This is a genomic window from Rhizobium sp. Root708 (genome assembly GCF_001429725.1).
GTDB lineage: Bacteria > Pseudomonadota > Alphaproteobacteria > Rhizobiales > Rhizobiaceae > Rhizobium.
The window spans coordinates 394,792-416,665 of record NZ_LMHV01000034.1; the positions used below are offsets into that span (position 1 = coordinate 394,792).

Consider the following 21,874-nt stretch of genomic DNA (forward strand, 5'->3'; position numbering starts at 1 on the left):
GATGCATGATTTCTCGTCGAAATATCGCCTTGACGCTGACAGGCGCTTCCATGCTGCTGTCCCTATCTACAGCCTCCCACGCCGCCAGCTTCGATTGCGAGGCGAAGACGCTGCAGCCGGACGAAAAGGCAATCTGCGACAACCGCCCGCTCAACGATGCCGACGTGAAGATGGTGACGACATTCGACCTTCTCTCCGGCCTGATGGCGATGGGAGCGCGCGGCACACTGCAGGACGAGCAGACCGCCTGGCTGAAGAAGCGACAGGCTTGCGGAGCCGACACCTCCTGCATCAAGGCCGCCTATGACGAACGGCTGCTGCAGCTGGACTCGACCTACAAAAAGATAAACCGGCCGCTTTGAGGCGACCGGTCCATATGGGCAGTTGACTCTTGATCAGCTTATCGAAATTGCCGTTCAGCGACCGCCGAGATCACGGACGGCGCCACGGTCGGCGCTGGTTGCGAAGGCTGCATAGGCCTTCAGCGCGGTCGTGACGTTGCGCTTGCGGACTTCGGCCGGATGCCAGCCCTTTTCCTCCTGCGCGGCACGGCGCGTGGCCAGTTCCTTGTCATCAACCCGCAGGCCGATGGTCCGGTTCGGGATATCAATGTCGATCATGTCGCCATCGCGAACAAGACCGATCGTGCCGCCGTTCGCCGCTTCCGGGGAAGCGTGGCCGATCGACAGACCCGACGTGCCACCGGAGAAGCGACCGTCGGTGATCAGTGCGCAAGCCTTTCCGAGGCCCTTCGACTTCAAATAGCTGGTCGGGTAGAGCATTTCCTGCATGCCCGGACCGCCCTTCGGACCCTCGTAGCGGATGACCACGACATCGCCAGCGACGACATGGTTCGACAGGATCGCCTTTACGGCCGCGTCCTGGCTCTCATAGACCTTGGCCGGGCCAGAGAACTTCAGGATCGATTCATCGACACCAGCCGTCTTCACGATGCAGCCGTCGAGCGCGAGGTTGCCCTTCAGAACGGCGAGGCCGCCATCCTTCGAGAAGGGATGCTGTGCATCGCGGATAACGCCGTTTTCGCGGTCGAGGTCGAGTTCCTCCCAGCGAGCGCTCTGGCTGAAGGCAACCTGCGTCGGAACACCGCCGGGGGCCGCACTGAAGAGATCGAAGGCCGCCTTGTTGTCAGTGACCGCGACATCCCATTGCGCAAGCGCTTCCCGCATGGTGGGCGCATGAACGGTCGGCAGGTCTACGTTGAGCAGACCGGCACGATCAAGCTCACCGAGGATCGCCATGATACCGCCTGCGCGGTGAACGTCCTCCATGTGAACGTCGGACTTGGCAGGCGCGACCTTTGACAAGCAGGGAACGCGGCGCGACAGGCGATCGATGTCGTCCATCGTGAAATCGATCTCGCCTTCGTGGGCGGCAGCCAGAATGTGCAGAACGGTATTGGTCGAACCGCCCATGGCGATATCGAGCGCCATGGCGTTCTCAAACGCGCCCTTGCTGGCGATGGTGCGCGGCAAAGCCGTCTCATCGTCCTGCTCATAATAGCGCTTGGCCAACGCGACGACGCGGCGTCCGGCCTCGAGGAAGAGTTCCTTGCGGTCGGAGTGGGTGGCGAGAGTCGAGCCGTTTCCGGGCAAGGACAAGCCCAGGGCTTCGGTCAGACAGTTCATCGAGTTTGCCGTGAACATGCCGGAGCAGGAGCCGCAGGTCGGGCAAGCCGAGCGCTCGATGACCGCAACATCCTCGTCGCTGATCTTGTCGTCGGCGGCAGCAACCATGGCATCCACGAGATCGAGCGCGACCTTCTTGCCGTTCAATACGACCTTGCCGGCTTCCATCGGGCCGCCGGAGACGAAGACCGTCGGGATGTTCAGGCGCAGCGAGGCCATCAGCATGCCGGGGGTGATCTTGTCGCAGTTGGAGATGCAGACCATGGCGTCGGCGCAGTGGGCGTTGACCATGTATTCGACGCTGTCGGCGATCAGCTCGCGCGACGGCAGCGAATAGAGCATGCCGTCATGGCCCATCGCGATACCGTCGTCGACGGCGATCGTGTTGAATTCCTTGGCGACGCCACCGGCGGCTTCGATCTCGCGGGCGACGAGCTGGCCGAGGTCCTTCAGGTGGACGTGGCCGGGCACGAACTGGGTGAAGGAGTTCACCACCGCGATAATCGGCTTGCCGAAGTCCGAATCCTTCATGCCCGTTGCGCGCCAAAGGCCGCGCGCACCCGCCATATTGCGGCCGTGGGTCGTGGTTCTGGAACGATAGGCTGGCATTGGCATATTCCTTACGTGTCGGAAATTGTCGGCGACGCGGGGGCGCAGTGCTAGAAGCGGCCAGGCTATCGCCGTATTTTGGAATTGTCCTAATCCAAACGGCCTTAGCTGTCACTACCGGGAACGCCGAAACCGGTACGCCTGCGTCGCCGGGAGCATCGGCCATATACGATGGCGAGCGTGGTTTTGTTACAGACTATTCCATCAAACAGCGTACACAAAAAGTTGGCTTTCCGCAGGAGTGCCGCAGGGCATAAACAATGATCCAAAGACGCATTCGATGCGTTGAAGGTTTATACCGAGCTCAGATGCTCAGGAGGTTTCCGATGCCAGCCTATCGCCCGCCCAAGATCGCATCTTCGGAGATCACGCCGCAGCAGGTCTATCTCAGACGCCGCGAGTTTCTCGGCGCCGCCACGTTGGGTGCCATGGCGCTCTACGGCGCCGGCAAGGCCAGCGCCGCTGCGCTCTCGGTCATCGAGAGCAAATACAAGGTCGATGAGAAGGCGACGTCGCTGAAGGACATCACAACCTACAACAATTTCTATGAATTCGGGCTCGACAAGGGCGACCCCGCCGCGCTGTCGGGCGATTTCAAGCCCCTGCCCTGGACGATCAAGGTCGACGGCATGGTCAACAAGCCGGGCACGTTCGATGTGGAAGCCTTGATGAAGGAATTCCCGATCGAGAACCGCACCTATCGCATGCGCTGCGTCGAGGCGTGGTCGATGGTCATTCCGTGGGACGGCTTTCCGCTTGCTTCCCTGCTCAACAAGGTCGAGCCGCTCGGGAGCGCGAAATACGTAGCCTTCGAAACCGTCGTACGGCCGGACGAAATGCCGGGGCAGAAGGGCATCTTCCAATCGCTCGAATGGCCCTATGTCGAAGGCCTGCGGCTCGACGAGGCGCGTCATCCGCTCACGCTGCTTGCCGTCGGCCTCTATGGCCAGACCCTTCCCAATCAGAACGGTGCGCCGATCCGGCTGGTCGTGCCATGGAAATACGGCTTCAAGGGGATCAAGTCGATCGTGCGGATCACCCTGACCGACCAGGAGCCGAAGAATACCTGGCAGGTAACCAATTCGCAGGAATACGGCTTCTACGCCAACGTCAATCCGGAGGTCGATCATCCGCGCTGGAGCCAGGCGAGCGAGCGGCGCATCGGCGAAAGCGGCTTCTTCGGCGCCGGCCGCCATCCGACCCTGCCGTTCAATGGCTATGCCGACGAGGTCGCCAGCCTCTATAGCGGCATGGATCTGCGGAAGAATTTCTGATGGCGGGTCTTTCGTTCAGTCTCCCGAAGCGTTGGCAGTCGGCTTCCGTCTGGGCGCTCTATATCGTCGGGCTGTTGCCGGCGGTCTGGACGTTCTATCTCGGCGCCACGAATCAACTCGGTGCCGACCCGGTGAAGACCTTCGAACTGTTCCTGGGCATCTGGACGATCCGCTTTCTCATCCTGACGCTGGCTGTCTCCCCCGCCCGGGATCTCTTCGGATGGAACTATCTTCGCTATCGCCGCGCACTCGGGCTGCTGACGTTCTACTACGCGCTGATGCATTTCACGGTCTACATGGTGCTAGATCAGGCGCTCGATCTTTCGGCAGTGCTTGACGACGTGCTGAAGCGACCCTTCATCATGTTCGGGATGGGCGCTCTTGCCATGCTGGTGCCACTCGCGGTCACCTCAAACAATTTCTCCATCCGCCGGCTCGGGCCAAATTGGGTGCGGTTGCATCGGCTCGTCTACATCGTGGCGGCGGCCGGCGCGGTGCACTTCGCGCTGTCGACGAAAATCCTCGACCTCGAGCAATATATCTATGTCGGCCTGATCATCCTGCTCATCCTGTATCGCTCCTGGAGGCCGATTGCGCGGAGCAGGAAGCGCGGGCAAGGCAGGCAGCGCAGCGCCCCCGCGACCGTGTGATCGCCTCAGCTATCCAAGCGATCGTCGCTTTCGCAGAGCTCCCAAGAGGCAGGCTGCCGATATGCCGGCGGCGTAGGCGACAATGTTCCAGACAGAGAACACGCGTCCGAGGAGCAACGCTCCTGCCGTGGTCACGCGGAATGCATCCAGGGCTGGCGTATGATAGAGGCGAGAGAATTCGACGGCGGCCGCAGCAGACATTGCGGCTAGTGCCGTGATGTGCGGACGCACCCGAGGCGCCGCGAGGCGGCATATCAGATAGATCATGGCTCCCCAAAGCACCGAGCCGCCGTACTTGACCGCGAAAAACGGCAAGCCGACGCCGTACCCGAACCGGCGCAATGCCAAGCCCGCAGCAATCACCGACAGTATGGAAAGAAAATAACGGAGCCTCGGCCGCGCATTGGTAGAGGCAGCGGCGTGTATCGTGCCTTCGGTCACAATCTTAACGATTTCCTCGATACTAGCTGCGGTGGCGTCTTCGAAGCGCCGCGCCGTGGTTACCGGCGTCGCGATTGCATCTCCTGCTCTATTGGCGGTCCAATGTCAAAAACTGCTGTGCTTCAAAACCTCCTGCCCTCGCTGGACAGACATCTGATCGACAGGCCGGCGGCTCATCGACTGGAAGGTGTCGCGCGGTTTGTGGTCGAGTTTCTCTATTTCGGCATCAAGGAAGCACGCGCCTGCCTGTTCGCCGGATTGTTCTTTCTCGCCGTCTTTGCAGTGCCGCGGGCAGGACTGGCAGGAATTCCCCGCTATGATCTCCTGCTATTGATCGCAATCGTCATCCAGGCCGCCATGGTCTGGACGAAACTTGAGACGATGGACGAGCTGAAGGCAATCTCGCTGTTCCACCTCGTCGGCTTCGCGCTCGAGGTTTTCAAGACCTCGGGCAGCGTGCCGTCCTGGTCCTATCCCGACTTCGCCTACACCAAGGTCTTCGGCGTGCCGCTTTTCTCCGGGTTCATGTACGCGGCGGTCGGAAGCTACATCGTCCAGGCTTGGCGGCTCTTCGACCTCAGGATCAAACACCATCCGCCTTATTGGATGGCTGCGCTTACGGCGCTGGCCATTTACGCCAACTTCTTCACCCACCACTATATTGGTGATTATCGCTGGTACATCGCGGCATGCACGCTCGGCCTTTATGCGCGAACGACGGTCGTGTTTCGGCCCTATGACCGTGACCGGAAGATGCCGCTGCTCGCTGCCTTCGTCCTGATCGGCTTCTTCATCTGGCTCGCCGAAAACATCAGCACCTTCCTCGGCATCTGGCAGTATCCGAACCAGGTCGGCGCCTGGTCGATCGTTCATCTCGGCAAGTGGAGCTCCTGGTGCCTTCTCGTCATCATGACGTTTACGATCGTCGCCAATCTGAAGCACATAAAGCATTGCATTCACGTGCCGGATTGAACCGGGCCGCCCCGCGGGCTAACGCACAAACGAAAACAGCCGGGCTTTTCAGCCCGGCTGTTTTGCTTCCGGCGAACCGGAAAGGATTAAGCGGCTTCAGCAGCAGCTGCTTCAGCTTCAACGCGAGCCTTGTCGGCTGCGCCCTTGGCATAGGTGTCGCGGTCAACGAATTCGATGACTGCGAGCGCAGCGTTGTCGCCCTGGCGATAGCCGGCCTTCATGATACGCAGGTAGCCGCCGTTGCGGGTTGCGTAGCGCGAAGCGATCGTGTCGAAGAGCTTCGAAACAACAGCGGCGTCGCGGATCTGCGAGATCGCCTGACGACGAGCGTGCAGGTCGCCGCGCTTGCCGAGGGTTACGAGCTTCTCAACGATCGGACGGATTTCCTTTGCCTTCGGCAGGGTGGTCACGATCTGCTCATGGGTGATGAGCGAAGCCGCCATGTTGGCAAACATTGCCTTGCGGTGGCTAGCGGTTCTATTCAGCTTGCGGCCGGCTTTACCGTGGCGCATGGCTATTCTCCTTCACATGCAGGCATCTTTCGCCCGCCGTTTGATGGTTAGTATTGGTCTTCGTAACGCTTGGCGAGATCTTCGATGTTCTCGGGCGGCCATGCCGGCACTTCCATGCCGAGGTGCAGGCCCATGGAAGCGAGAACTTCCTTGATTTCGTTCAGCGACTTGCGACCAAAATTCGGCGTGCGGAGCATTTCTGCTTCGGTCTTCTGAATGAGGTCGCCGATGTAGACGATGTTGTCGTTCTTCAGGCAGTTTGCCGAACGAACGGACAGTTCGAGCTCGTCCACCTTCTTCAGGAGTGCCGGGTTGAAAGCGAGTTCGGTGACTGCTTCCTCTTCGGTTTCCTTCTGCGGCTCGTCGAAGTTGACGAACACGCCAAGCTGATCCTGCAGGATGCGAGCCGCGAAAGCGACGGCATCTTCACCGGTGATCGAGCCATCGGTTTCGATGGTCATGTTCAGCTTGTCGTAGTCGAGAACCTGTCCTTCACGGGTATTTTCTACCTTGTAGGACACCTTCTTGACCGGCGAATAAAGGCTGTCGACCGGGATGAGACCGATCGGAGCATCTTCCGCACGATTGCGATCGGCAGGAACATAGCCCTTGCCGTTGTTGACCGTGAATTCCATGCGGATTTCGGCACCCTCGTCGAGCGTGCAGATCACATGCTCGGGATTGAGGATTTCGATATCGCCGACCGTCTGGATGTCGCCAGCCGTAACAACGCCAGGACCCTGCTTACGCACGACCATGCGCTTTGCGTCGTCGCCATCCATCTTGATGGCGATTTCCTTGATGTTGAGAACGATGTCGGTGACGTCTTCACGGACGCCAGGGATCGACGAGAACTCATGCAGCACGCCATCGATCTGCACCGCCGTCACTGCAGCACCGCGCAGCGAGGAGAGCAGAACGCGGCGAAGCGCGTTGCCGAGGGTGAGGCCGAAACCACGCTCAAGCGGCTCTGCTACCAGAGTTGCCTTGATGCGCGAGCTCGACGAGAACTCAACCTTGTTCGGCTTGATCAGTTCCTGCCAGTTTTTCTGAATCATATCTTTGCCTTCCGTTCGTTGTCACCATCCAATCGTGACAACCGAGCTTGAGAAGCACCGGGAGCGATAACCCGCTCACCGGTGTTGTGAGTGGCGATGATCAGACGCGACGCTTCTTGCGCGGGCGGCAACCATTGTGCGGGATCGGGGTCACGTCGCGGATGGACGTGATCATGAAACCAGCAGCCTGGAGGGCGCGCAGAGCAGATTCACGACCCGAACCCGGGCCGCAAACTTCAACTTCCAGCGACTTCATGCCGTGTTCCTGCGCCTTCTTGGCAGCATCTTCAGCGGCGATCTGAGCAGCGAACGGGGTCGACTTGCGCGAGCCCTTGAAGCCCTTGGCGCCAGCAGACGACCAGGCAATGGCGTTGCCCTGTGCGTCGGTGATCGTGATCATCGTGTTGTTGAAGGTCGAGTTGACGTGGGCAACGCCCGACGAAATGTTTTTACGTTCGCGACGGCGAACGCGTACGGCTTCCTTGGCCATTTGTATCCCTTTCTTGGATCTCTGCACCGCCGTAATGCCAGCGGCTACACCGGAACGAGACCTTGCGGCCCTGCCCGAAACTCAAAAGAGGCCGGCGAACACCGCCAGCCCCTTCATCTCCGGTTTCCCGGAAATTACTTCTTCTTACCAGCGATTGCCTTTGCCGGACCCTTGCGGGTACGAGCATTGGTGTGCGTGCGCTGACCGCGGACCGGAAGGCCACGGCGATGACGCAGACCGCGGTAGCAGCCCAGGTCCATCAGACGCTTGATGTTCATCGAGGTTTCGCGACGCAGGTCGCCTTCAACCTGATAATCACGGTCGATGGTTTCGCGGATCTGCAGGACTTCGGAGTCCGTCAACTGATGGACGCGCTTGTCCGCCGGAAGACCGACCTTCTCCATGATTTCCTGAGCGAATTTCGAACCAATCCCGTGAATATACGTCAGCGCGATAACGACGCGCTTCGCAGTCGGGATGTTGACGCCAGCGATACGTGCCACGCCTATTCTCCTTGCGTTCCCGTTGCCATCCGGCAAGAGGTTTTTCGTTATGCAGCCGAACCGGCCGCTCGTTCAAATTTAGGTTCGTACATGTCAAAACGATCGAACCCGGACGTCCCGTGGAAATCCGCGCCGATCGCATAAATGTCGCGAGTTGGCGCGGTGTTTAGCGGAATCAGTGCTGAAAAGCAACCGCTTCCGCCAAGTTTTATTTTCAAAGACTAAAGCTTCGAAAGTATCGCATCGATCTCGCCGGTGACGTGATCGATCTCAGCCATGCCATCAACCGACTTCAGCTTGCTCTTCGCATAGTAGTAGCCGATCAGTGGAGAGGTTTCCTTGTAGTAAGCCTGCAGACGCGTGACGACCGTTTCGCGGTTGTCATCCGGGCGACGCTTGAAGTGAGTCGAACCACAGCGATCGCAGACACCGTCGACCTTCGGCTTCACGTTCGTATCGTGATAGCCGGCGCCGCAGTTGGCGCAGGTGTAGCGACCGGATACGCGATCGGCAAGGATCTTGTCGTCGACCTGAATCTCGATCACGGTCGACAGCTCAAGCCCCTTGCCCTTCAGCATGCTTTCCGTCGCATCTGCCTGAACCAGCGTGCGCGGATAGCCGTCGAGAATAAAACCGTTGGCGCAGTCTGGAGCGTCGAGACGCTCGGAAACGATGGCATTGACGATCTCATCTGAGACAAGCTTGCCGGCATCCATGACCGCCTTTGCCCGCTTGCCTACTTCCGTGCCTGCCGCAACGGCGGCCCGGAGCATGTCGCCCGTGGAGAGCTGCGGAATTCCTTGCTTCTCCACGATCCGCTGAGCCTGGGTCCCCTTACCCGCGCCCGGCGGCCCTAACAGTATGAGTCTCATCGCCCCCTCTTTCCTCCACGCAACTTCGATTTCTTGATCAGGCCTTCGTACTGCTGTGCGATCAGGTGACCCTGGATCTGTGCCACCGTGTCGAGCGTTACGCTAACCACGATCAGGAGCGACGTGCCACCGAGGGACAGCGGAATGCCCGTTTGCGACACCAGAATTTCCGGCAGAATGCACACGAAGACGAGGTAGATCGCGCCGATGACCGTGATGCGGGTCAGCACGTAATCGATGTACTCGGCGGTCCGCTCCCCCGGACGAATGCCGGGAATGAAGCCGCCATGCTTCTTCAGATTGTCGGCCGTATCCTTCGGATTGAAGACGATAGCCGTGTAGAAGAAGGCGAAGAAGGCGATCAGCAGACCGTAGAGCAGCATGTAGAGCGGCTGGCCATGGCCAAGCGCCGCCACGATCGATGTCGCCCAGGACGGAAGAGCCGTGGTGTTTGCGAAGCCTGCAATCGTCGCCGGCAGCAGGAGCAGCGAGGACGAGAAGATCGCGGGAATAACGCCCGAGGTGTTGAGCTTGAGCGGCAGGTGCGAGGTGTCGCCCTGGAACATGCGGTTGCCGACCTGGCGCTTCGGATACTGGATCAGAAGGCGGCGCTGCGCACGCTCGACGAAGACGATGACAGCGATGACACCAATCGCGATGAGGATCACAGCGAGAATCAGCGTCGTCGACAGCGCGCCGGTACGGCCGAGTTCCAGCGTACCTGCGAGGGCCTGCGGAAGGCCGGCTGCAATACCTGCGAAGATGATCAGCGAAATACCGTTGCCGATACCGCGCGAAGTGATCTGCTCGCCGAGCCACATGAGGAACATCGTGCCGCCGAGCAGCGTGATGACGGTGGAGATTCGGAAGAAGATGCCCGGATCGACAACGAGACCGTTGCCGCTCTCAAGGCCGACGGAGATGCCGTAGGCCTGAAGGGCGCCGAGAAGAACGGTGCCGTAGCGGGTGTACTGGTTGATGATCTTGCGGCCCTGCTCGCCTTCCTTCTTCAGGTTCTCGAGCGCCGGGACGACAGAGGTCATCAGCTGTACGATGATCGAAGCGGAAATGTAGGGCATGATGCCGAGCGCGAAGATCGCCATGCGCTGCACAGCGCCGCCCGAAAACATGTTGAAAAGACCGAGAATGCCGCCGGACTGGCCGCGGAAGGCCTGGGCGTAAGCTTCTGGATTGAGGCCTGGAAGCGGAATGTGCGTACCCAGCCGGTACACGAGGAGAGCTGCCAGTGTAAACCACAGGCGCTTCTTGAGATCCTCGGCTTTGGCGAAGGTCGAGAAATTGAGGTTGGAAGCCAACTGTTCCGCTGCAGACGCCATGCGATTCTCCGCGCTACCAATTTCGGGTTCCCGCCTGGGCTCATCCCGGAATCGGCATTTCTGAATTATTCAAGAGCGGGCTTCGGACGGATTGCGGGCGCAACCATGCCTCACCCTGTTTTTAGTCGTACCGTCCATGACGCACGTGCGTCCAGCCGGTTTTTGTGAGGCTCACATATGGGAGCAAAATCGCCCGGTGTGAAGCACCCCGGGCGACTTATCATAGATTAAATTACTCTGCAGCTGCGGCAGAAAGAAGCGTGACGGAACCGCCAGCCTTTTCAATCTTTTCGACAGCAGGCTTGGAAGCGCCGGCTACTTCGAACTTGACCTTTGCCTTCAGCTCGCCGTCGGCGAGAACGCGAACGCCGTCCTTGACGCGACGGATAACGCCGGCAGCCTTGAGAGCTGCTGCATCAACCGTGGACTTGGCGTCGAGCTTGCCAGCGTCGATCGCAGCCTGAACACGCTCCAGCGACACGACAACGAAGTCGGCCTTGAAGATGTTGTTGAAGCCGCGCTTCGGCAGGCGACGGTAGATTGGCATCTGACCGCCTTCGAAACCGTTGATGGCGACGCCTGAACGGGACTTCTGACCCTTCACACCGCGACCACCGGTCTTGCCCTTGCCCGAACCAATACCGCGGCCGAGGCGCTTGCGGCTGTGGGTCGAACCTTCGTTGTCTTTGATTTCATTGAGTTTCATAGAGAATACTCCCGGCTTACTTCTCGTCGACGATGCGAACGAGATGCTGGACAGCACGGATCATGCCGCGAACGGAAGGCGTATCTTCCAGCGTGCGACGACGGTGCATCTTGTTCAGTCCGAGACCGATCAGCGTGCGCTGCTGGACGTCTGGACGGCGAATCGGGCTGCCGATCTGCTCGACGGTGACCGTCTTTGCTTCGGTCTTCTTTGTAGCCTTGGCCATGGATCAGCTCCTCTTATTCTTCAGAAGCGTTACCGGAAGCGGCACGGCGAGCCTGAAGCGTTGCATACTTGATGCCGCGCTGAGCTGCGATGTCCTTCGGGTGAATCTGGTGCTTCAGAGCGTCGAAGGTAGCGCGAACCATGTTGTATGGGTTCGAGGAACCGGTCGACTTGGCGACAACGTCGTGAACGCCGAGCGTTTCGAAAACGGCGCGCATCGGACCACCAGCGATGATACCGGTACCGACCTTGGCCGAACGAAGCAGAACCTTGCCGGCGCCATGGCGACCATGGATGTCATGATGCAACGTACGGCCGTCACGCAGCGGTACGAAAATCAGATCGCGCTTGGCAGCTTCAGTCGCCTTGCGGATTGCTTCCGGCACTTCGCGTGCCTTGCCGTGACCAAAGCCAACGCGGCCCTTCTGGTCGCCGACGACGACGAGAGCGGCGAAACCGAAACGGCGGCCACCCTTAACAACCTTAGCAACGCGGTTAATCGCGACCAGCTTGTCGACGAATTCGCTATCGCGTTCTTCGCGGTTCTGGCGATCGTCGCGAGAACCTCTTCTTTCCTGTGCCATTGTCCTTTTCCTTTTTCTTTTGCGGGTGGAACGGCAGACAAAACGAGGACCGCATCAGCCTCCCCTATCGAGGAGCGTTTGCGGTCCGGTGAAGATCCGGCCGGAAGCTCGAAGGCTCCGGCCGGAAATTTATTAGAAGGTCAGACCGCCTTCGCGGGCTGCGTCTGCCAGGGCCTTGATGCGGCCGTGGTAGATGAAGGCGCCACGGTCGAATACGACCTCCTTGACGCCAGCCTTCGAGGCGCGCTCAGCAACGAGCTTGCCGACGAGGGCAGCAGCTGCTGTGTCAGCACCGGTCTTCAGAGAACCGCGCAGGTCCTTATCGAGGGTCGAGGCAGACGCAAGCGTCTTGCCAGCAACATCGTCGATAACCTGAACGTAGATGTTCTTCGAGGAGCGATGAACCGACAGGCGCGGACGGCCATTGGCCACCGACTTGAGGTGACGGCGCACGCGGTTGGCACGACGTGCAAGTGCTTCTTTCCTGCTAGCCATTTCGCGTGATCCTTACTTCTTCTTGCCTTCTTTGCGAACAATACGTTCGCCGGCATACTTGACGCCCTTGCCCTTGTAAGGCTCAGGACCGCGGTATTCGCGGATTTCTGCGGCAACCTGGCCGACCTGCTGCTTGTTGATGCCGGTGACGACGATTTCCGTCGGCTTCGGCACAGCGATCGTGATGCCCTGCGGCGGCTCATAAACAACGTCGTGGCTGAAGCCGAGTGCCAACTGCAGGTTCTTGCCCTGAAGCGATGCGCGGTAACCAACGCCGTTGATTTCAAGCTTGCGCTCGAAGCCGTCCTTGACGCCCTGGAAGATGTTCTCGATCATCGTGCGGGACATGCCCCACTTCGAACGAGCATCCTTGGACTGCGTGAGCGGCGTGACCACAACCGCATTATTTTCGAGCTTAACGCCGACTTCGTCGTTTGCGACGAAGAAGAGTTCGCCCTTCGGGCCCTTTGCAGTAACCTTCTGGCCTTCGACCGTAGCCGTAATTCCAGCAGGAATCTGAACGGGCTTTTTACCGATACGAGACATTTTTATATCCTGTCTGTTCGCTATGGAGATCGATGCTCGGCATTAGAATACCGAGCAAAGAACCTCGCCACCAACGTTCTGTTCGCGAGCCTGGTGATCGGCCATCACACCCTTCGGAGTCGAAAGGATGGTGATGCCGAGGCCGTTCGCGACCTGCGGAATGGACTTGACCGAGACATAAACCCGGCGGCCCGGCTTGGACACACGGCCGATCTCACGGATCACCGATGCGCCTTCATAGTACTTCAGCTCGATGCTGATTTCAGACTTGCCATTGCCAAAATCGACAAGGGAGTAGCCACGGATGTAGCCTTCGGCCTGAAGAACATCGAGAACACGTGCACGGAGCTTCGAAGCAGGCGTCGATACCGACGACTTGCGGCGGGAAGCGCCGTTGCGGATGCGAGTGAGCATATCGCCCAACGGATCAGTCATTGTCATCTAACCTGCTCCTTACCAGCTGGACTTGACGATGCCCGGCACCTTGCCGAGATTGCCGAGTTCACGCAGCGCGATACGCGACATGCGCAGTTTGCGGTAGTATGCGCGCGGACGGCCCGATACTTCACAACGGTTGCGAATACGGGTCTTCGATCCATCGCGCGGCAGGGATGCCAGCTTGATCGAGGCCTTGAACCGGTCTTCGATAGGAAGAGCCTGGTTCATGATGATCGCCTTCAGCTCAGCCCGCTTGGCGGCCTGATTAGCGACCGTAATACGGCGGCGCTTGTTCTTTTCAACTGCGCTTGTCTTCGCCATGTGTGGTTCCTTTTCTACGCTCGTCGTTACGGTTACTGACGGAACGGGAAGTTGAACTCTGTGAGCAGAGCCCGTGCTTCGTCGTCCTTGGTGGCCGTCGTGCAAACGATGATGTCCATGCCCCACATCTGATCAACCTTATCGTAGTTGATCTCAGGGAACACAATGTGCTCCTTGATGCCCATGGCGAAGTTGCCACGGCCGTCAAAGCTCTTCGGGTTCAGGCCGCGGAAGTCGCGAACGCGCGGAAGCGCGATGTTGATCAGACGGTCCAGGAACTCGTACATGCGAGCGCCGCGCAGGGTAACCTTTGCGCCGATCGGCATGTGTTCGCGGACCTTGAAGCCAGCGATAGAGTTGCGAGCCTTGGTGATGACCGGCTTCTGACCAGCGATAGCGGCCAGGTCAGCTGCGGCAACAGTCGGCTTCTTCGAATCAGCCGTTGCTTCACCAACACCCATGTTGATTACGATCTTGTCGAGCTTCGGGATCTGCATCTCGTTGGCGAAGGAGAACTTCTCCTGCATCGCCGCACGAATGCGCTCGACATATTCCTTCTTGAGCCGTGGCTCGTACTTTGCGTCAGCCATCAGATCACCTCACCGGAACGCTTGGCCACACGGACCTTCTTGCCGTCAACAACCTGGAAACCGACGCGGGTCGGCTTGCCGTCCTTGTCGATGATCGAGAGGTTGGACAAGTGAACCGAGGCTTCCTTGCTGATGATGCCGGCTTCCTGGCTCTGCGTCTGGCGCTGGTGGCGCTTCACGACGTTGATGCCACGAACAACGGCACGATCTTCCTTGGGCAGGACCTGAAGGACTTCGCCAGTGCGGCCCTTGTCCTTGCCTGCGAGCATGACGACCTTGTCGCCCTTACGAATCTTTTGCATCGTTCGCGCTCCTTACAGTACTTCGGGAGCGAGCGAGATGATCTTCATGTGGTTCTTGGCGCGAAGTTCGCGCGGAACCGGTCCGAAGATACGGGTGCCGATCGGCTCTTTTTTGTTGTCGATGAGGACTGCTGCATTGGTGTCGAAGCGGATGATGGAACCATCAACGCGACGGATTTCCTTGGCGGTGCGAACAACAACCGCCTTCATCACGTCACCCTTCTTCACGCGGCCGCGCGGAATCGCTTCCTTGATCGAAACGACGATAATGTCGCCGATCCCGGCATACTTCCGCTTAGAACCGCCCAGCACCTTGATGCACATGACACGACGTGCGCCGGAATTATCCGCCACGTCGAGGTTTGTTTGCATCTGAATCATATCAGGTCGCCTTTTTGGTTTACCGGAATGGTTGGGCTCAGAGCCCCCTTCCCCGGCTTATGAAAATTGTCAGCCGGCCGCTTGCCACAAGAGCAGGCGAAAACACGGCATAGCTTGAATAGCGCGGGATCGATCGTGCCAGGGTGGTTTCCCAACGGGACCTTCCGTGCGCTCAAAGCAAAAGAACGCTCGACGAACGAGCGTTCTGACGCTGCTTCATACAGATATTTCCGCGAGACGCAAGGCCTCGCGCAAAAATCTTACTTGGCCTGGGCGGTTACAACCGTCCAGCGCTTGTCCTTGGAGATCGGCGCGCATTCCTCGATGGATACGGTATCGCCGATCTTGTACTGATTGTTTTCGTCGTGGGCCTTGTACTTCTTGGAACGACGAACGGTCTTCTGCATCAGCGGATGAGCGAAACGACGCTCAACGCGGACAACTACAGTCTTCTCGTTCTTGTCGCCAACGACGACGCCCTGCAGGATGCGCTTCGGCATATTCTTAGGCCTTTGCTTCTGCCGCCTTCTGGCGGGCAATGGTTTTCACGCGGGCGATGTCCTTGCGAACTTCATTGACGCGGGAGGACTTTTCGAGCTGACCGGTGGCCTTCTGGAAGCGCAGGTTGAACTGCTCCTTCTTCAGGTCGGCGAGCTTGTCCTTGAGCTGATCGGCCGTCAGGCCGCGAACTTCTTCGGCTTTCATGTGCCTTGCTCCTTACTCTGCAATGCGCTGTACGAAGCGCGTCTTGACCGAGAGCTTGGCAGAGCCGAGGCGAAGCGCTTCGCGAGCGATTTCTTCGCTGACGCCGTCGATCTCGAACATCATGCGGCCTGGCTTGACCTTGCATGCCCAATATTCAACAGAGCCCTTACCCTTACCCATACGGACTTCGGTCGGCTTAGCGGTTACCGGAACATCCGGGAACACGCGGATCCACACGCGGCCAGCACGCTTCATGTAACGCGTGATCGCGCGGCGGGCCGCTTCGATCTCGCGTGCATTCACGCGGTTTGGCTCCTGAGCCTTAAGGCCGAATTCACCAAATGCGAGGTCGGAACCTCCCTTGGCGACGCCCTTGATGCGGCCCTTGAATTGCTTGCGGTACTTAGTACGCTTTGGCTGCAACATTTCTTATTCTCCGAACTTATGTGCCACCAACGCTATCAAGCGTTGTCGCGGCGACGATCGCGGTCACGGCTAGCCGGACCCTGAGCATCACCCTCGAGTGCGCGGCGCTCGGAGGCCATCGGATCGTGTTCAAGGATTTCGCCCTTGAAGATCCAAACCTTGATGCCGCAAATACCAAAAGCGGTTTCCGCTTCGGCTGTGCCGTAGTCAATGTCAGCGCGCAGCGTGTGCAGCGGAACGCGACCTTCGCGGTACCATTCCGTACGAGCGATTTCGGCACCACCGAGACGGCCTGCGCAGGTGATCTTGATGCCTTCGGCGCCAAGACGCATTGCAGACTGAACGGCGCGCTTCATGGCGCGACGGAAAGCAACACGACGCTCGAGCTGCTGAGCAATCGACTGTGCGACGAGCGTAGCGTCGACTTCCGGCTTACGAACTTCAACGATGTTGAGGTGCGTTTCGGAATTCGTCATGTCCGACAGCTTCTTGCGGAGCTTGTCGATATCTGCGCCCTTCTTGCCGATGATCAGGCCCGGACGAGCCGAGTGGATCGTGACGCGGCACTTCTTGTGCGGACGCTCGATAACCACCTTGGCGATACCAGCCTGCTTCAGTTCGCTCATGACGAACTTGCGCATCTTCAGGTCTTCGTGCAGCAGCTGACCGTACTCGGCGTTGTCCGCGAACCAGCGGCTATCCCAGGTACGGTTGATGCCAAGACGGAAACCAATTGGATTGATTTTCTGACCCATTATGCGGCCTCCTCGGTGGCAGCTTGAACTTCGCGAACGACGATCGTCAGGTGCGCAAAGGGCTTTTCAATGCGCGACGCACGACCACGGCCACGAGCGTGAAAACGCTTCATGACGATCGACTTGCCGACGTAGGCTTCAGCCACGACCAGCGAGTCAACGTCGAGATCATGGTTGTTCTCGGCGTTTGCGATTGCAGATTCAAGCGTCTTCTTGACAGCACCGGCGATCCGCTTGCGGGAGAATTCCAGCTCAGCGAGTGCACGTTCAACCTTCTTGCCGCGGATAGCCGCAGCAACCAGGTTGAGCTTCTGTGGGCTGACGCGGAGCGTACGGGCGACTGCTTGCGCCTCGTTGTCCTTCAGCCGGCGTTCGGCTTTTGCCTTGCCCATGATTACTTCCTCTTTGCCTTCTTGTCCGCACCGTGACCGTAGTAGGTCCGGCTCGGAGAGAATTCACCGAACTTGTGACCGACCATGTCTTCATTGACGTTGACCGGAATATGCTTGCTGCCGTTGTAGACGCCGAACGTCAGACCGACAAACTGCGGCAGGATCGTGGAGCGACGGCTCCAGATCTTGATTACTTCTGCACGTCCGCCTTCACGAACCTTCTCAGCCTTCTTGAGAAGATAGCCGTCAACGAACGGACCTTTCCATACTGAACGAGCCATTGGAGACTTCCTCTCTTACTTCTTACGCTGATGACGCGAGCGCATGATCATCTTGTCGGTCGACTTGTTCGACCGTGTGCGCTTGCCCTTGGTAGGCTTGCCCCACGGAGAAACTGGGTGACGACCACCAGATGTGCGACCTTCACCACCACCGTGCGGGTGGTCGACCGGGTTCATGACGACGCCGCGGTTATGCGGACGCTTGCCGCGCCAAACGGTACGACCGGCCTTGCCGTCGTTGATGTTGGCGTGGTCAGGGTTCGAAACCGCACCGATCGAAGCAAGGCAGGAGCCTGGCACGAGGCGCTGTTCGCCGGAGTTCAGACGAAGGATCGCCAGACCCGCATCGCGGCCTACGAGCTGTGCGTAGGAACCAGCGGAGCGAGCGATCTGACCGCCCTTGCCCGGCTTCATTTCCACGTTGTGGATGATGGAGCCAACCGGGATGTACTGCAGGGGCATGGTGTTGCCCGGCTTTACGTCGACAGCCTTTTCCGAAGCGATGACCTTGTCGCCGGCAGCAAGACGCTGCGGAGCGATGATGTAGGCCTGTTCGCCGTCGGTGTAGGAGACGAGCGCGATGAACGCGGTACGGTTCGGGTCGTATTCGATACGCTCGACCGTGCCTTCGACCTCGAACTTGCGACGCTTGAAGTCAACGAGACGATACGTACGCTTGTGACCACCACCGATGAAGCGAGCCGTGATGCGGCCGAGGTTGTTACGACCACCGCTCTTCGACAGACCTTCCGTCAGCGCCTTGACCGGCTTGCCCTTGTAGAGCGACGAACGGTCGACGATGACCAGCTGACGCTGGCTCGGGGTTGTAGGATTGAATGTTTTCAATGCCATTTTTTAATTCCTCAGAGACCGGTGGAGACGTCGATCGTCTGGCCTTCAGCCAGCGTCACGACAGCCTTCTTCACGTCCTTCTGCTTGCCGACAAAACCTTTGAAACGCTTGGTCTTGCCCTTGCGGAGCAGAGTGTTGACGGCCGTGACCTTGACGCCGAAGAGCGCCTCGACTGCAGCCTTGATTTCCGGCTTCGACGCCGTCTTGGCGACGTTGAAAACAACCTGGTTGTTTTCCGATACCAGCGTGGACTTTTCGGTGATCGCCGGCGAGACGATCACATCATAGTGGCGAAGATCGGTCACTTGAAACGCTCCTCTAGAGCTTCAACGGCAGCCTTGGAAAGCACGAGCTTGCCACGGCGCACGATGTCATAAACGTTGATGCCCTGGATCGGCAGAACATCGATGTTCGGGATGTTCTGTGCTGCGAGCTTGAAGTTGCCATCAAGTTCAGCGCCACCGATGAAGAGAGCGTTGGTCAGGCCGAGCGTCTCGAAAACCGATGCCAGAGCCTTGGTCTTTGCTTCGGCAGCAACCAGGTTGTCGATGATGATGACATCGTCGGACTTCAGCTTTGCCGAGAGAGCGAGACGCAGGCCGAGAGCGCGAACCTTCTTCGGAAGGTCGTGTTCGTGGCTGCGAGCAACCGGGCCGTGAGCCTTACCACCGCCGCGGAACTGCGGAGCGCGAGCCGAATGGTGACGAGCGCGGCCCGTACCCTTCTGCTTGTACATCTTGGCACCGGTACGCCATACGTCGGCGCGGCCCTTTGCCTGGTGAGTGCCCTGCTGCTTCTTGGCAAGCTGCCAGCGGATAACGCGGGCGAGAATGTCTTCGCGGGGCTCGAGGCCGAAAATCGCGTCAGAAAGAGAAACCTTCCCTGCGTCTTTTCCCTCGAGGGTTTTGACGTTGAATTCCATTGGTCTGGCTCCCTTACTTCGCGGCCGACTTGACGGCGTCGCGCACGATGATCCAGGCACCCTTGGAACCGGGTACTGCACCCTTGATCAGGATCAGACCGCGATCTTCATCGGTCGAAACCACTTCAAGGTTCTGAGTCGTTACGCGCGTCTGGCCCATGTGACCAGCCATCTTCTTGTTCTTGAAAACCTTGCCCGGATCCTGGCGCGAGCCCGTCGAACCGTGCGAGCGGTGCGAAACAGACACACCGTGCGTGGCGCGGAGACCGCCGAAGCCGTGACGCTTCATGGCGCCGGCAAAGCCCTTACCGATCGTCGTACCCGTCACGTCGACGAGCTGACCAGCTGCGAAGTGACCCGCCTTGATCTCGGTACCGACGTCAAGCAGGTTGTCTTCCGTAACACGGAATTCCTGAAGCTTGGCCTTCGGCTCGACATTGGCAACAGCAAAGTTGCCGCGCATCGCCTTCGACGTATTCTTGACCTTCGCCGTACCAGCACCGAGCTGCACCGCGACATAGCCATTCTTTTCAACAGTGCGCTGGGCTACGACCTGGCAGCCTTCCATACGCAGTACCGTTACCGGAACATGTTCGCCGGCGTCGTTGTAGACGCGGGTCATGCCGATCTTCTGTGCAATCACACCTGAACGCATCGGTTCAATCCTTCCAACTCAGCTCGAGCTAGGCTCAGAGCTTGATCTCAACATCGACACCAGCGGCGAGATCGAGCTTCATCAGCGCGTCTACCGTCTGCGGGGTCGGGTCAACGATGTCGAGGAGGCGCTTATGAGTGCGCATCTCGAACTGCTCGCGGCTCTTCTTGTCGATGTGTGGGGACCGGTTTACCGTAAACTTCTCGATGCGAGTCGGAAGCGGAACGGGGCCCCGGACGCTTGCGCCGGTGCGCTTCGCCGTCGACACGATCTCGCGCGTCGAAGCGTCGAGAATGCGGTGATCGAACGCCTTCAGGCGAATGCGGATATTTTGGCCGTTCATTCGACGTTATCCTTGTGTTTGTTATCCCGCACGCCCTTTCGGGCAAGCACGGGTTGTTCTTATTCCTAAGGCGGACCACCGGTTTCAAAGATCGATGGAGGCTGCGGCTAACCGAGCCCCTATCCAGTCTTCAGGCCTTTCGGCCCACCTTATTGTTTGTGTAGTCACCCGATTCGATAAACGAAGCAGGGCGCAAACAGCGCTCGCGCGCCATGTGCAACATTTTCCTGTAATAAGCAAGCGGCCGAGGCCACTTGCTTCATAATATTGTCATCGAAGCGGCCACTCCGTTAAGAGTGGCCGCTTGCGAAGATTACTCGACGATCGAGGCTACGATGCCGGCGCCGACGGTACGGCCGCCTTCGCGGATAGCGAAGCGCAGCTTTTCTTCCATCGCGATCGGAATCCGAAGATTACTCGACGATCGAGGCTACGATGCCGGCGCCGACGGTACGGCCGCCTTCGCGGATAGCGAAGCGCAGCTTTTCTTCCATCGCGATCGGAACGATCAGCTCGACTTCAACCGTGACGTTGTCGCCAGGCATAACCATTTCCGTGCCTTCCGGCAGCGAGACGATACCGGTCACGTCCGTCGTACGGAAGTAGAACTGCGGACGGTAGTTGGTGAAGAACGGCGTATGACGGCCGCCTTCTTCCTTCGTCAGGATGTAGGCTTCTGCCATGAACTTCTTGTGCGGCTTGACCGAACCCGGCTTGCACAGGATCTGACCACGCTCGACACCGTCACGGTTCACACCGCGAACCAGTGCGCCGATGTTGTCGCCAGCCTGGCCCTGATCGAGCAGCTTGCGGAACATTTCAACGCCGGTAACCGTCGTCTTCGAGGTGGCGCGGATGCCGACGATTTCGACTTCTTCACCAACCTTGACGATGCCGCGCTCGACGCGACCGGTCACAACCGTACCACGGCCAGAGATCGAGAACACGTCTTCGATCGGCATCAGGAACGGCTGGTCGATCGGACGCTCAGGCGTCGGGATGTAGGCGTCGACAGCGGCCATCAGTTCGCGAACGGCGTCTTCGCCGATCTTCTTGTCCGAATCGTTGAGAGCGGCCAGAGCCGAACCCTTGACGACAGGAACRTCGTCGCCCGGGAAGTCGTAGGACGACAGAAGTTCGCGAACTTCCATCTCGACSAGCTCGAGMAGYTCSGCGTCGTCRACCTGGTCGACCTTGTTGAGGAACACGACCAGAGCCGGAACGCCAACCTGACGAGCGAGCAGGATGTGCTCGCGGGTCTGCGGCATCGGGCCGTCGGCTGCSGAGCAAACCAGGATCGCGCCGTCCATCTGTGCGGCACCGGTGATCATGTTCTTGACGTAGTCGGCGTGGCCGGGGCAGTCAACGTGGGCATAGTGACGRTTGGCCGTCTCATACTCGACGTGGGCCGTCGAGATGGTGATGCCGCGGGCCTTTTCTTCCGGTGCAGCGTCGATCTGGTCGTACGCCTTGAACTCGCCGAAGTACTTCGTGATCGCTGCCGTCAGAGACGTCTTGCCGTGGTCAACGTGGCCGATCGTGCCGATGTTAACGTGCGGCTTGTTGCGCTCAAACTTACTCTTTGCCATTT

Annotated in this window: 35 protein-coding genes; 4 read left to right on the forward strand and 31 right to left on the reverse strand. The window is 59.0% G+C overall.

All coding sequences use genetic code 11. The features are described 5' to 3' along the window. Positions 1–5 precede the first annotated feature (5 nt). Positions 6–362, forward strand: coding sequence for a lysozyme inhibitor LprI family protein (locus ASE04_RS18960; protein WP_056820334.1), 357 nt, complete (start codon positions 6–8; stop codon positions 360–362). Between the two features lie 54 nt (positions 363–416). On the opposite strand, the gene ilvD is transcribed toward ASE04_RS18960, so the two are convergent. Then, positions 417–2,255 carry a dihydroxy-acid dehydratase gene (ilvD, locus tag ASE04_RS18965; protein WP_056820337.1) on the reverse strand — a complete coding sequence of 613 codons (1,839 nt, stop codon included), beginning with the start codon at positions 2,253–2,255 and terminating at the stop codon, positions 417–419. A gap of 326 nt (positions 2,256–2,581) precedes the next feature. Here ilvD and msrP point away from each other — a divergent pair, with 326 nt between their 5' ends. Further along, entirely contained in the window at positions 2,582–3,529 is a 948-nt protein-coding gene (gene msrP / locus ASE04_RS18970) for a protein-methionine-sulfoxide reductase catalytic subunit MsrP (RefSeq protein WP_056820341.1), read from the forward strand. After that, a complete protein-coding gene (gene msrQ, locus ASE04_RS18975; RefSeq protein WP_056820343.1) occupies positions 3,529–4,179 on the forward strand; it encodes a protein-methionine-sulfoxide reductase heme-binding subunit MsrQ in 651 nt (216 codons plus the stop codon). Before msrP ends, msrQ begins: the two co-directional genes overlap by 1 nt. Before the next feature lie 9 nt (positions 4,180–4,188). Here msrQ and ASE04_RS18980 read toward each other — a convergent pair whose 3' ends face one another. Then, on the reverse strand, positions 4,189–4,605 hold the full coding sequence (locus ASE04_RS18980) for a ribosomal maturation YjgA family protein (protein WP_056820478.1): 417 nt from the start codon (positions 4,603–4,605) through the stop codon (positions 4,189–4,191). A 117-nt stretch (positions 4,606–4,722) separates the two neighbouring features. On the opposite strand from ASE04_RS18980, the gene ASE04_RS18985 reads away from it, so the two are divergent. Further along, on the forward strand, positions 4,723–5,592 hold the full coding sequence (locus ASE04_RS18985; RefSeq protein WP_056820347.1) for a DUF817 domain-containing protein: 870 nt from the start codon (positions 4,723–4,725) through the stop codon (positions 5,590–5,592). Between the two features lie 86 nt (positions 5,593–5,678). Here ASE04_RS18985 and rplQ read toward each other — a convergent pair whose 3' ends face one another. The 29 genes from rplQ to tuf form a co-directional block, all read right to left on the reverse strand. Next, positions 5,679–6,104, reverse strand: coding sequence for a 50S ribosomal protein L17 (gene rplQ, locus ASE04_RS18990; RefSeq protein WP_056820350.1), 426 nt, complete (start codon positions 6,102–6,104; stop codon positions 5,679–5,681). 47 nt (positions 6,105–6,151) lie between these two features. Next, positions 6,152–7,162, reverse strand: a complete 1,011-nt coding sequence (locus tag ASE04_RS18995) for a DNA-directed RNA polymerase subunit alpha (RefSeq protein WP_037063320.1) — start codon at positions 7,160–7,162, stop codon at positions 6,152–6,154. 100 nt (positions 7,163–7,262) lie between these two features. Next, positions 7,263–7,652: a 30S ribosomal protein S11 gene (gene rpsK, locus ASE04_RS19000; RefSeq protein WP_022718372.1), complete on the reverse strand. Its 390-nt coding sequence runs from the start codon at positions 7,650–7,652 to the stop codon at positions 7,263–7,265. 134 nt (positions 7,653–7,786) lie between these two features. Continuing rightward, a complete protein-coding gene (rpsM, locus tag ASE04_RS19005; protein WP_024314765.1) occupies positions 7,787–8,155 on the reverse strand; it encodes a 30S ribosomal protein S13 in 369 nt (122 codons plus the stop codon). Between the two features lie 221 nt (positions 8,156–8,376). After that, positions 8,377–9,027: an adenylate kinase gene (locus tag ASE04_RS19010; protein ID WP_056820354.1), complete on the reverse strand. Its 651-nt coding sequence runs from the start codon at positions 9,025–9,027 to the stop codon at positions 8,377–8,379. Beyond that, the gene (gene secY / locus ASE04_RS19015; RefSeq protein WP_056820357.1) at positions 9,024–10,364 is read right to left on the reverse strand and encodes a preprotein translocase subunit SecY; all 1,341 of its coding nucleotides are present in this window, start codon (positions 10,362–10,364) and stop codon (positions 9,024–9,026) included. Before secY ends, ASE04_RS19010 begins: the two co-directional genes overlap by 4 nt. 232 nt (positions 10,365–10,596) lie before the next feature. Next, positions 10,597–11,070 (reverse strand): 50S ribosomal protein L15, encoded by a 474-nt coding sequence (gene rplO, locus ASE04_RS19020; RefSeq protein ID WP_056820360.1) that lies wholly within the window; start codon positions 11,068–11,070, stop codon positions 10,597–10,599. Between the two features lie 16 nt (positions 11,071–11,086). Continuing rightward, positions 11,087–11,296 (reverse strand): 50S ribosomal protein L30, encoded by a 210-nt coding sequence (gene rpmD, locus ASE04_RS19025; protein WP_016553562.1) that lies wholly within the window; start codon positions 11,294–11,296, stop codon positions 11,087–11,089. Between the two features lie 13 nt (positions 11,297–11,309). Then, entirely contained in the window at positions 11,310–11,879 is a 570-nt protein-coding gene (gene rpsE / locus ASE04_RS19030; RefSeq protein ID WP_056820363.1) for a 30S ribosomal protein S5, read from the reverse strand. Positions 11,880–12,011: 132 nt separating this feature from the next. Continuing rightward, complete coding sequence (gene rplR, locus ASE04_RS19035) at positions 12,012–12,374, reverse strand: 50S ribosomal protein L18 (RefSeq protein ID WP_056820366.1); 363 nt, start codon at positions 12,372–12,374, stop codon at positions 12,012–12,014. Between the two features lie 12 nt (positions 12,375–12,386). Further along, entirely contained in the window at positions 12,387–12,920 is a 534-nt protein-coding gene (gene rplF / locus ASE04_RS19040; protein ID WP_056820368.1) for a 50S ribosomal protein L6, read from the reverse strand. A 42-nt stretch (positions 12,921–12,962) separates the two neighbouring features. Then, complete coding sequence (gene rpsH, locus ASE04_RS19045) at positions 12,963–13,361, reverse strand: 30S ribosomal protein S8 (protein ID WP_037063300.1); 399 nt, start codon at positions 13,359–13,361, stop codon at positions 12,963–12,965. Between the two features lie 12 nt (positions 13,362–13,373). After that, complete coding sequence (gene rpsN, locus ASE04_RS19050; protein WP_018900265.1) at positions 13,374–13,679, reverse strand: 30S ribosomal protein S14; 306 nt, start codon at positions 13,677–13,679, stop codon at positions 13,374–13,376. A 32-nt stretch (positions 13,680–13,711) separates the two neighbouring features. After that, positions 13,712–14,269, reverse strand: a complete 558-nt coding sequence (rplE, locus tag ASE04_RS19055; RefSeq protein WP_056820371.1) for a 50S ribosomal protein L5 — start codon at positions 14,267–14,269, stop codon at positions 13,712–13,714. Beyond that, positions 14,269–14,571, reverse strand: coding sequence for a 50S ribosomal protein L24 (gene rplX / locus ASE04_RS19060; protein ID WP_056820374.1), 303 nt, complete (start codon positions 14,569–14,571; stop codon positions 14,269–14,271). Before rplX ends, rplE begins: the two co-directional genes overlap by 1 nt. A gap of 12 nt (positions 14,572–14,583) precedes the next feature. Beyond that, positions 14,584–14,952, reverse strand: coding sequence for a 50S ribosomal protein L14 (rplN, locus tag ASE04_RS19065; RefSeq protein ID WP_018857108.1), 369 nt, complete (start codon positions 14,950–14,952; stop codon positions 14,584–14,586). Positions 14,953–15,212: 260 nt separating this feature from the next. Continuing rightward, positions 15,213–15,452: a 30S ribosomal protein S17 gene (gene rpsQ / locus ASE04_RS19070; protein WP_056820376.1), complete on the reverse strand. Its 240-nt coding sequence runs from the start codon at positions 15,450–15,452 to the stop codon at positions 15,213–15,215. Positions 15,453–15,456: 4 nt separating this feature from the next. Next, entirely contained in the window at positions 15,457–15,657 is a 201-nt protein-coding gene (rpmC, locus tag ASE04_RS19075; RefSeq protein ID WP_016553554.1) for a 50S ribosomal protein L29, read from the reverse strand. 12 nt (positions 15,658–15,669) lie between these two features. Further along, positions 15,670–16,083 (reverse strand): 50S ribosomal protein L16, encoded by a 414-nt coding sequence (gene rplP, locus ASE04_RS19080; protein WP_003573792.1) that lies wholly within the window; start codon positions 16,081–16,083, stop codon positions 15,670–15,672. 35 nt (positions 16,084–16,118) lie between these two features. Next, complete coding sequence (gene rpsC / locus ASE04_RS19085; RefSeq protein WP_018857109.1) at positions 16,119–16,838, reverse strand: 30S ribosomal protein S3; 720 nt, start codon at positions 16,836–16,838, stop codon at positions 16,119–16,121. Further along, positions 16,838–17,230 (reverse strand): 50S ribosomal protein L22, encoded by a 393-nt coding sequence (rplV, locus tag ASE04_RS19090; RefSeq protein ID WP_056820379.1) that lies wholly within the window; start codon positions 17,228–17,230, stop codon positions 16,838–16,840. Before rplV ends, rpsC begins: the two co-directional genes overlap by 1 nt. A gap of 2 nt (positions 17,231–17,232) precedes the next feature. Then, positions 17,233–17,511, reverse strand: a complete 279-nt coding sequence (gene rpsS / locus ASE04_RS19095) for a 30S ribosomal protein S19 (RefSeq protein ID WP_056820381.1) — start codon at positions 17,509–17,511, stop codon at positions 17,233–17,235. 15 nt (positions 17,512–17,526) lie between these two features. Continuing rightward, the gene (gene rplB, locus ASE04_RS19100) at positions 17,527–18,363 is read right to left on the reverse strand and encodes a 50S ribosomal protein L2 (protein WP_056820384.1); all 837 of its coding nucleotides are present in this window, start codon (positions 18,361–18,363) and stop codon (positions 17,527–17,529) included. Positions 18,364–18,374: 11 nt separating this feature from the next. Beyond that, a complete protein-coding gene (locus ASE04_RS19105) occupies positions 18,375–18,668 on the reverse strand; it encodes a 50S ribosomal protein L23 (protein WP_056820386.1) in 294 nt (97 codons plus the stop codon). Then, a complete protein-coding gene (rplD, locus tag ASE04_RS19110; RefSeq protein ID WP_056820389.1) occupies positions 18,665–19,285 on the reverse strand; it encodes a 50S ribosomal protein L4 in 621 nt (206 codons plus the stop codon). Before rplD ends, ASE04_RS19105 begins: the two co-directional genes overlap by 4 nt. A gap of 13 nt (positions 19,286–19,298) precedes the next feature. Continuing rightward, positions 19,299–19,940, reverse strand: a complete 642-nt coding sequence (gene rplC / locus ASE04_RS19115) for a 50S ribosomal protein L3 (RefSeq protein WP_056820392.1) — start codon at positions 19,938–19,940, stop codon at positions 19,299–19,301. 34 nt (positions 19,941–19,974) lie between these two features. Further along, the gene (gene rpsJ, locus ASE04_RS19120; RefSeq protein ID WP_003547547.1) at positions 19,975–20,283 is read right to left on the reverse strand and encodes a 30S ribosomal protein S10; all 309 of its coding nucleotides are present in this window, start codon (positions 20,281–20,283) and stop codon (positions 19,975–19,977) included. A 313-nt stretch (positions 20,284–20,596) separates the two neighbouring features. Beyond that, positions 20,597–20,689, reverse strand: a complete 93-nt coding sequence (locus tag ASE04_RS30215; protein ID WP_082549852.1) for a hypothetical protein — start codon at positions 20,687–20,689, stop codon at positions 20,597–20,599. A 7-nt stretch (positions 20,690–20,696) separates the two neighbouring features. After that, positions 20,697–21,872: an elongation factor Tu gene (gene tuf / locus ASE04_RS19125; RefSeq protein ID WP_056820394.1), complete on the reverse strand. Its 1,176-nt coding sequence runs from the start codon at positions 21,870–21,872 to the stop codon at positions 20,697–20,699. Positions 21,873–21,874 lie beyond the last annotated feature (2 nt).

What these genes read in the sequence shown, in the direction of transcription:
- ASE04_RS18960 (WP_056820334.1), top strand. Translation starts at nt 6, where the DNA reads ATGATTTCTCGTCGAAATATCGCCTTGACGCTGACAGGCGCTTCCATG.
- ilvD (WP_056820337.1), bottom strand. Translation starts at nt 2,255, where the DNA reads ATGCCAGCCTATCGTTCCAGAACCACGACCCACGGCCGCAATATGGCG.
- msrP (WP_056820341.1), top strand. Translation starts at nt 2,582, where the DNA reads ATGCCAGCCTATCGCCCGCCCAAGATCGCATCTTCGGAGATCACGCCG.
- msrQ (WP_056820343.1), top strand. Translation starts at nt 3,529, where the DNA reads ATGGCGGGTCTTTCGTTCAGTCTCCCGAAGCGTTGGCAGTCGGCTTCC.
- ASE04_RS18985 (WP_056820347.1), top strand. Translation starts at nt 4,723, where the DNA reads ATGTCAAAAACTGCTGTGCTTCAAAACCTCCTGCCCTCGCTGGACAGA.
- rplQ (WP_056820350.1), bottom strand. Translation starts at nt 6,104, where the DNA reads ATGCGCCACGGTAAAGCCGGCCGCAAGCTGAATAGAACCGCTAGCCAC.
- ASE04_RS18995 (WP_037063320.1), bottom strand. Translation starts at nt 7,162, where the DNA reads ATGATTCAGAAAAACTGGCAGGAACTGATCAAGCCGAACAAGGTTGAG.
- rpsK (WP_022718372.1), bottom strand. Translation starts at nt 7,652, where the DNA reads ATGGCCAAGGAAGCCGTACGCGTTCGCCGTCGCGAACGTAAAAACATT.
- ASE04_RS19010 (WP_056820354.1), bottom strand. Translation starts at nt 9,027, where the DNA reads ATGAGACTCATACTGTTAGGGCCGCCGGGCGCGGGTAAGGGGACCCAG.
- secY (WP_056820357.1), bottom strand. Translation starts at nt 10,364, where the DNA reads ATGGCGTCTGCAGCGGAACAGTTGGCTTCCAACCTCAATTTCTCGACC.
- rplO (WP_056820360.1), bottom strand. Translation starts at nt 11,070, where the DNA reads ATGAAACTCAATGAAATCAAAGACAACGAAGGTTCGACCCACAGCCGC.
- rpmD (WP_016553562.1), bottom strand. Translation starts at nt 11,296, where the DNA reads ATGGCCAAGGCTACAAAGAAGACCGAAGCAAAGACGGTCACCGTCGAG.
- rpsE (WP_056820363.1), bottom strand. Translation starts at nt 11,879, where the DNA reads ATGGCACAGGAAAGAAGAGGTTCTCGCGACGATCGCCAGAACCGCGAA.
- rplR (WP_056820366.1), bottom strand. Translation starts at nt 12,374, where the DNA reads ATGGCTAGCAGGAAAGAAGCACTTGCACGTCGTGCCAACCGCGTGCGC.
- rplF (WP_056820368.1), bottom strand. Translation starts at nt 12,920, where the DNA reads ATGTCTCGTATCGGTAAAAAGCCCGTTCAGATTCCTGCTGGAATTACG.
- rpsH (WP_037063300.1), bottom strand. Translation starts at nt 13,361, where the DNA reads ATGACAATGACTGATCCGTTGGGCGATATGCTCACTCGCATCCGCAAC.
- rpsN (WP_018900265.1), bottom strand. Translation starts at nt 13,679, where the DNA reads ATGGCGAAGACAAGCGCAGTTGAAAAGAACAAGCGCCGCCGTATTACG.
- rplE (WP_056820371.1), bottom strand. Translation starts at nt 14,269, where the DNA reads ATGGCTGACGCAAAGTACGAGCCACGGCTCAAGAAGGAATATGTCGAG.
- rplX (WP_056820374.1), bottom strand. Translation starts at nt 14,571, where the DNA reads ATGCAAAAGATTCGTAAGGGCGACAAGGTCGTCATGCTCGCAGGCAAG.
- rplN (WP_018857108.1), bottom strand. Translation starts at nt 14,952, where the DNA reads ATGATTCAGATGCAAACAAACCTCGACGTGGCGGATAATTCCGGCGCA.
- rpsQ (WP_056820376.1), bottom strand. Translation starts at nt 15,452, where the DNA reads ATGCCGAAGCGCATCCTGCAGGGCGTCGTCGTTGGCGACAAGAACGAG.
- rpmC (WP_016553554.1), bottom strand. Translation starts at nt 15,657, where the DNA reads ATGAAAGCCGAAGAAGTTCGCGGCCTGACGGCCGATCAGCTCAAGGAC.
- rplP (WP_003573792.1), bottom strand. Translation starts at nt 16,083, where the DNA reads ATGTTGCAGCCAAAGCGTACTAAGTACCGCAAGCAATTCAAGGGCCGC.
- rpsC (WP_018857109.1), bottom strand. Translation starts at nt 16,838, where the DNA reads ATGGGTCAGAAAATCAATCCAATTGGTTTCCGTCTTGGCATCAACCGT.
- rplV (WP_056820379.1), bottom strand. Translation starts at nt 17,230, where the DNA reads ATGGGCAAGGCAAAAGCCGAACGCCGGCTGAAGGACAACGAGGCGCAA.
- rpsS (WP_056820381.1), bottom strand. Translation starts at nt 17,511, where the DNA reads ATGGCTCGTTCAGTATGGAAAGGTCCGTTCGTTGACGGCTATCTTCTC.
- rplB (WP_056820384.1), bottom strand. Translation starts at nt 18,363, where the DNA reads ATGGCATTGAAAACATTCAATCCTACAACCCCGAGCCAGCGTCAGCTG.
- rplD (WP_056820389.1), bottom strand. Translation starts at nt 19,285, where the DNA reads ATGGAATTCAACGTCAAAACCCTCGAGGGAAAAGACGCAGGGAAGGTT.
- rplC (WP_056820392.1), bottom strand. Translation starts at nt 19,940, where the DNA reads ATGCGTTCAGGTGTGATTGCACAGAAGATCGGCATGACCCGCGTCTAC.
- rpsJ (WP_003547547.1), bottom strand. Translation starts at nt 20,283, where the DNA reads ATGAACGGCCAAAATATCCGCATTCGCCTGAAGGCGTTCGATCACCGC.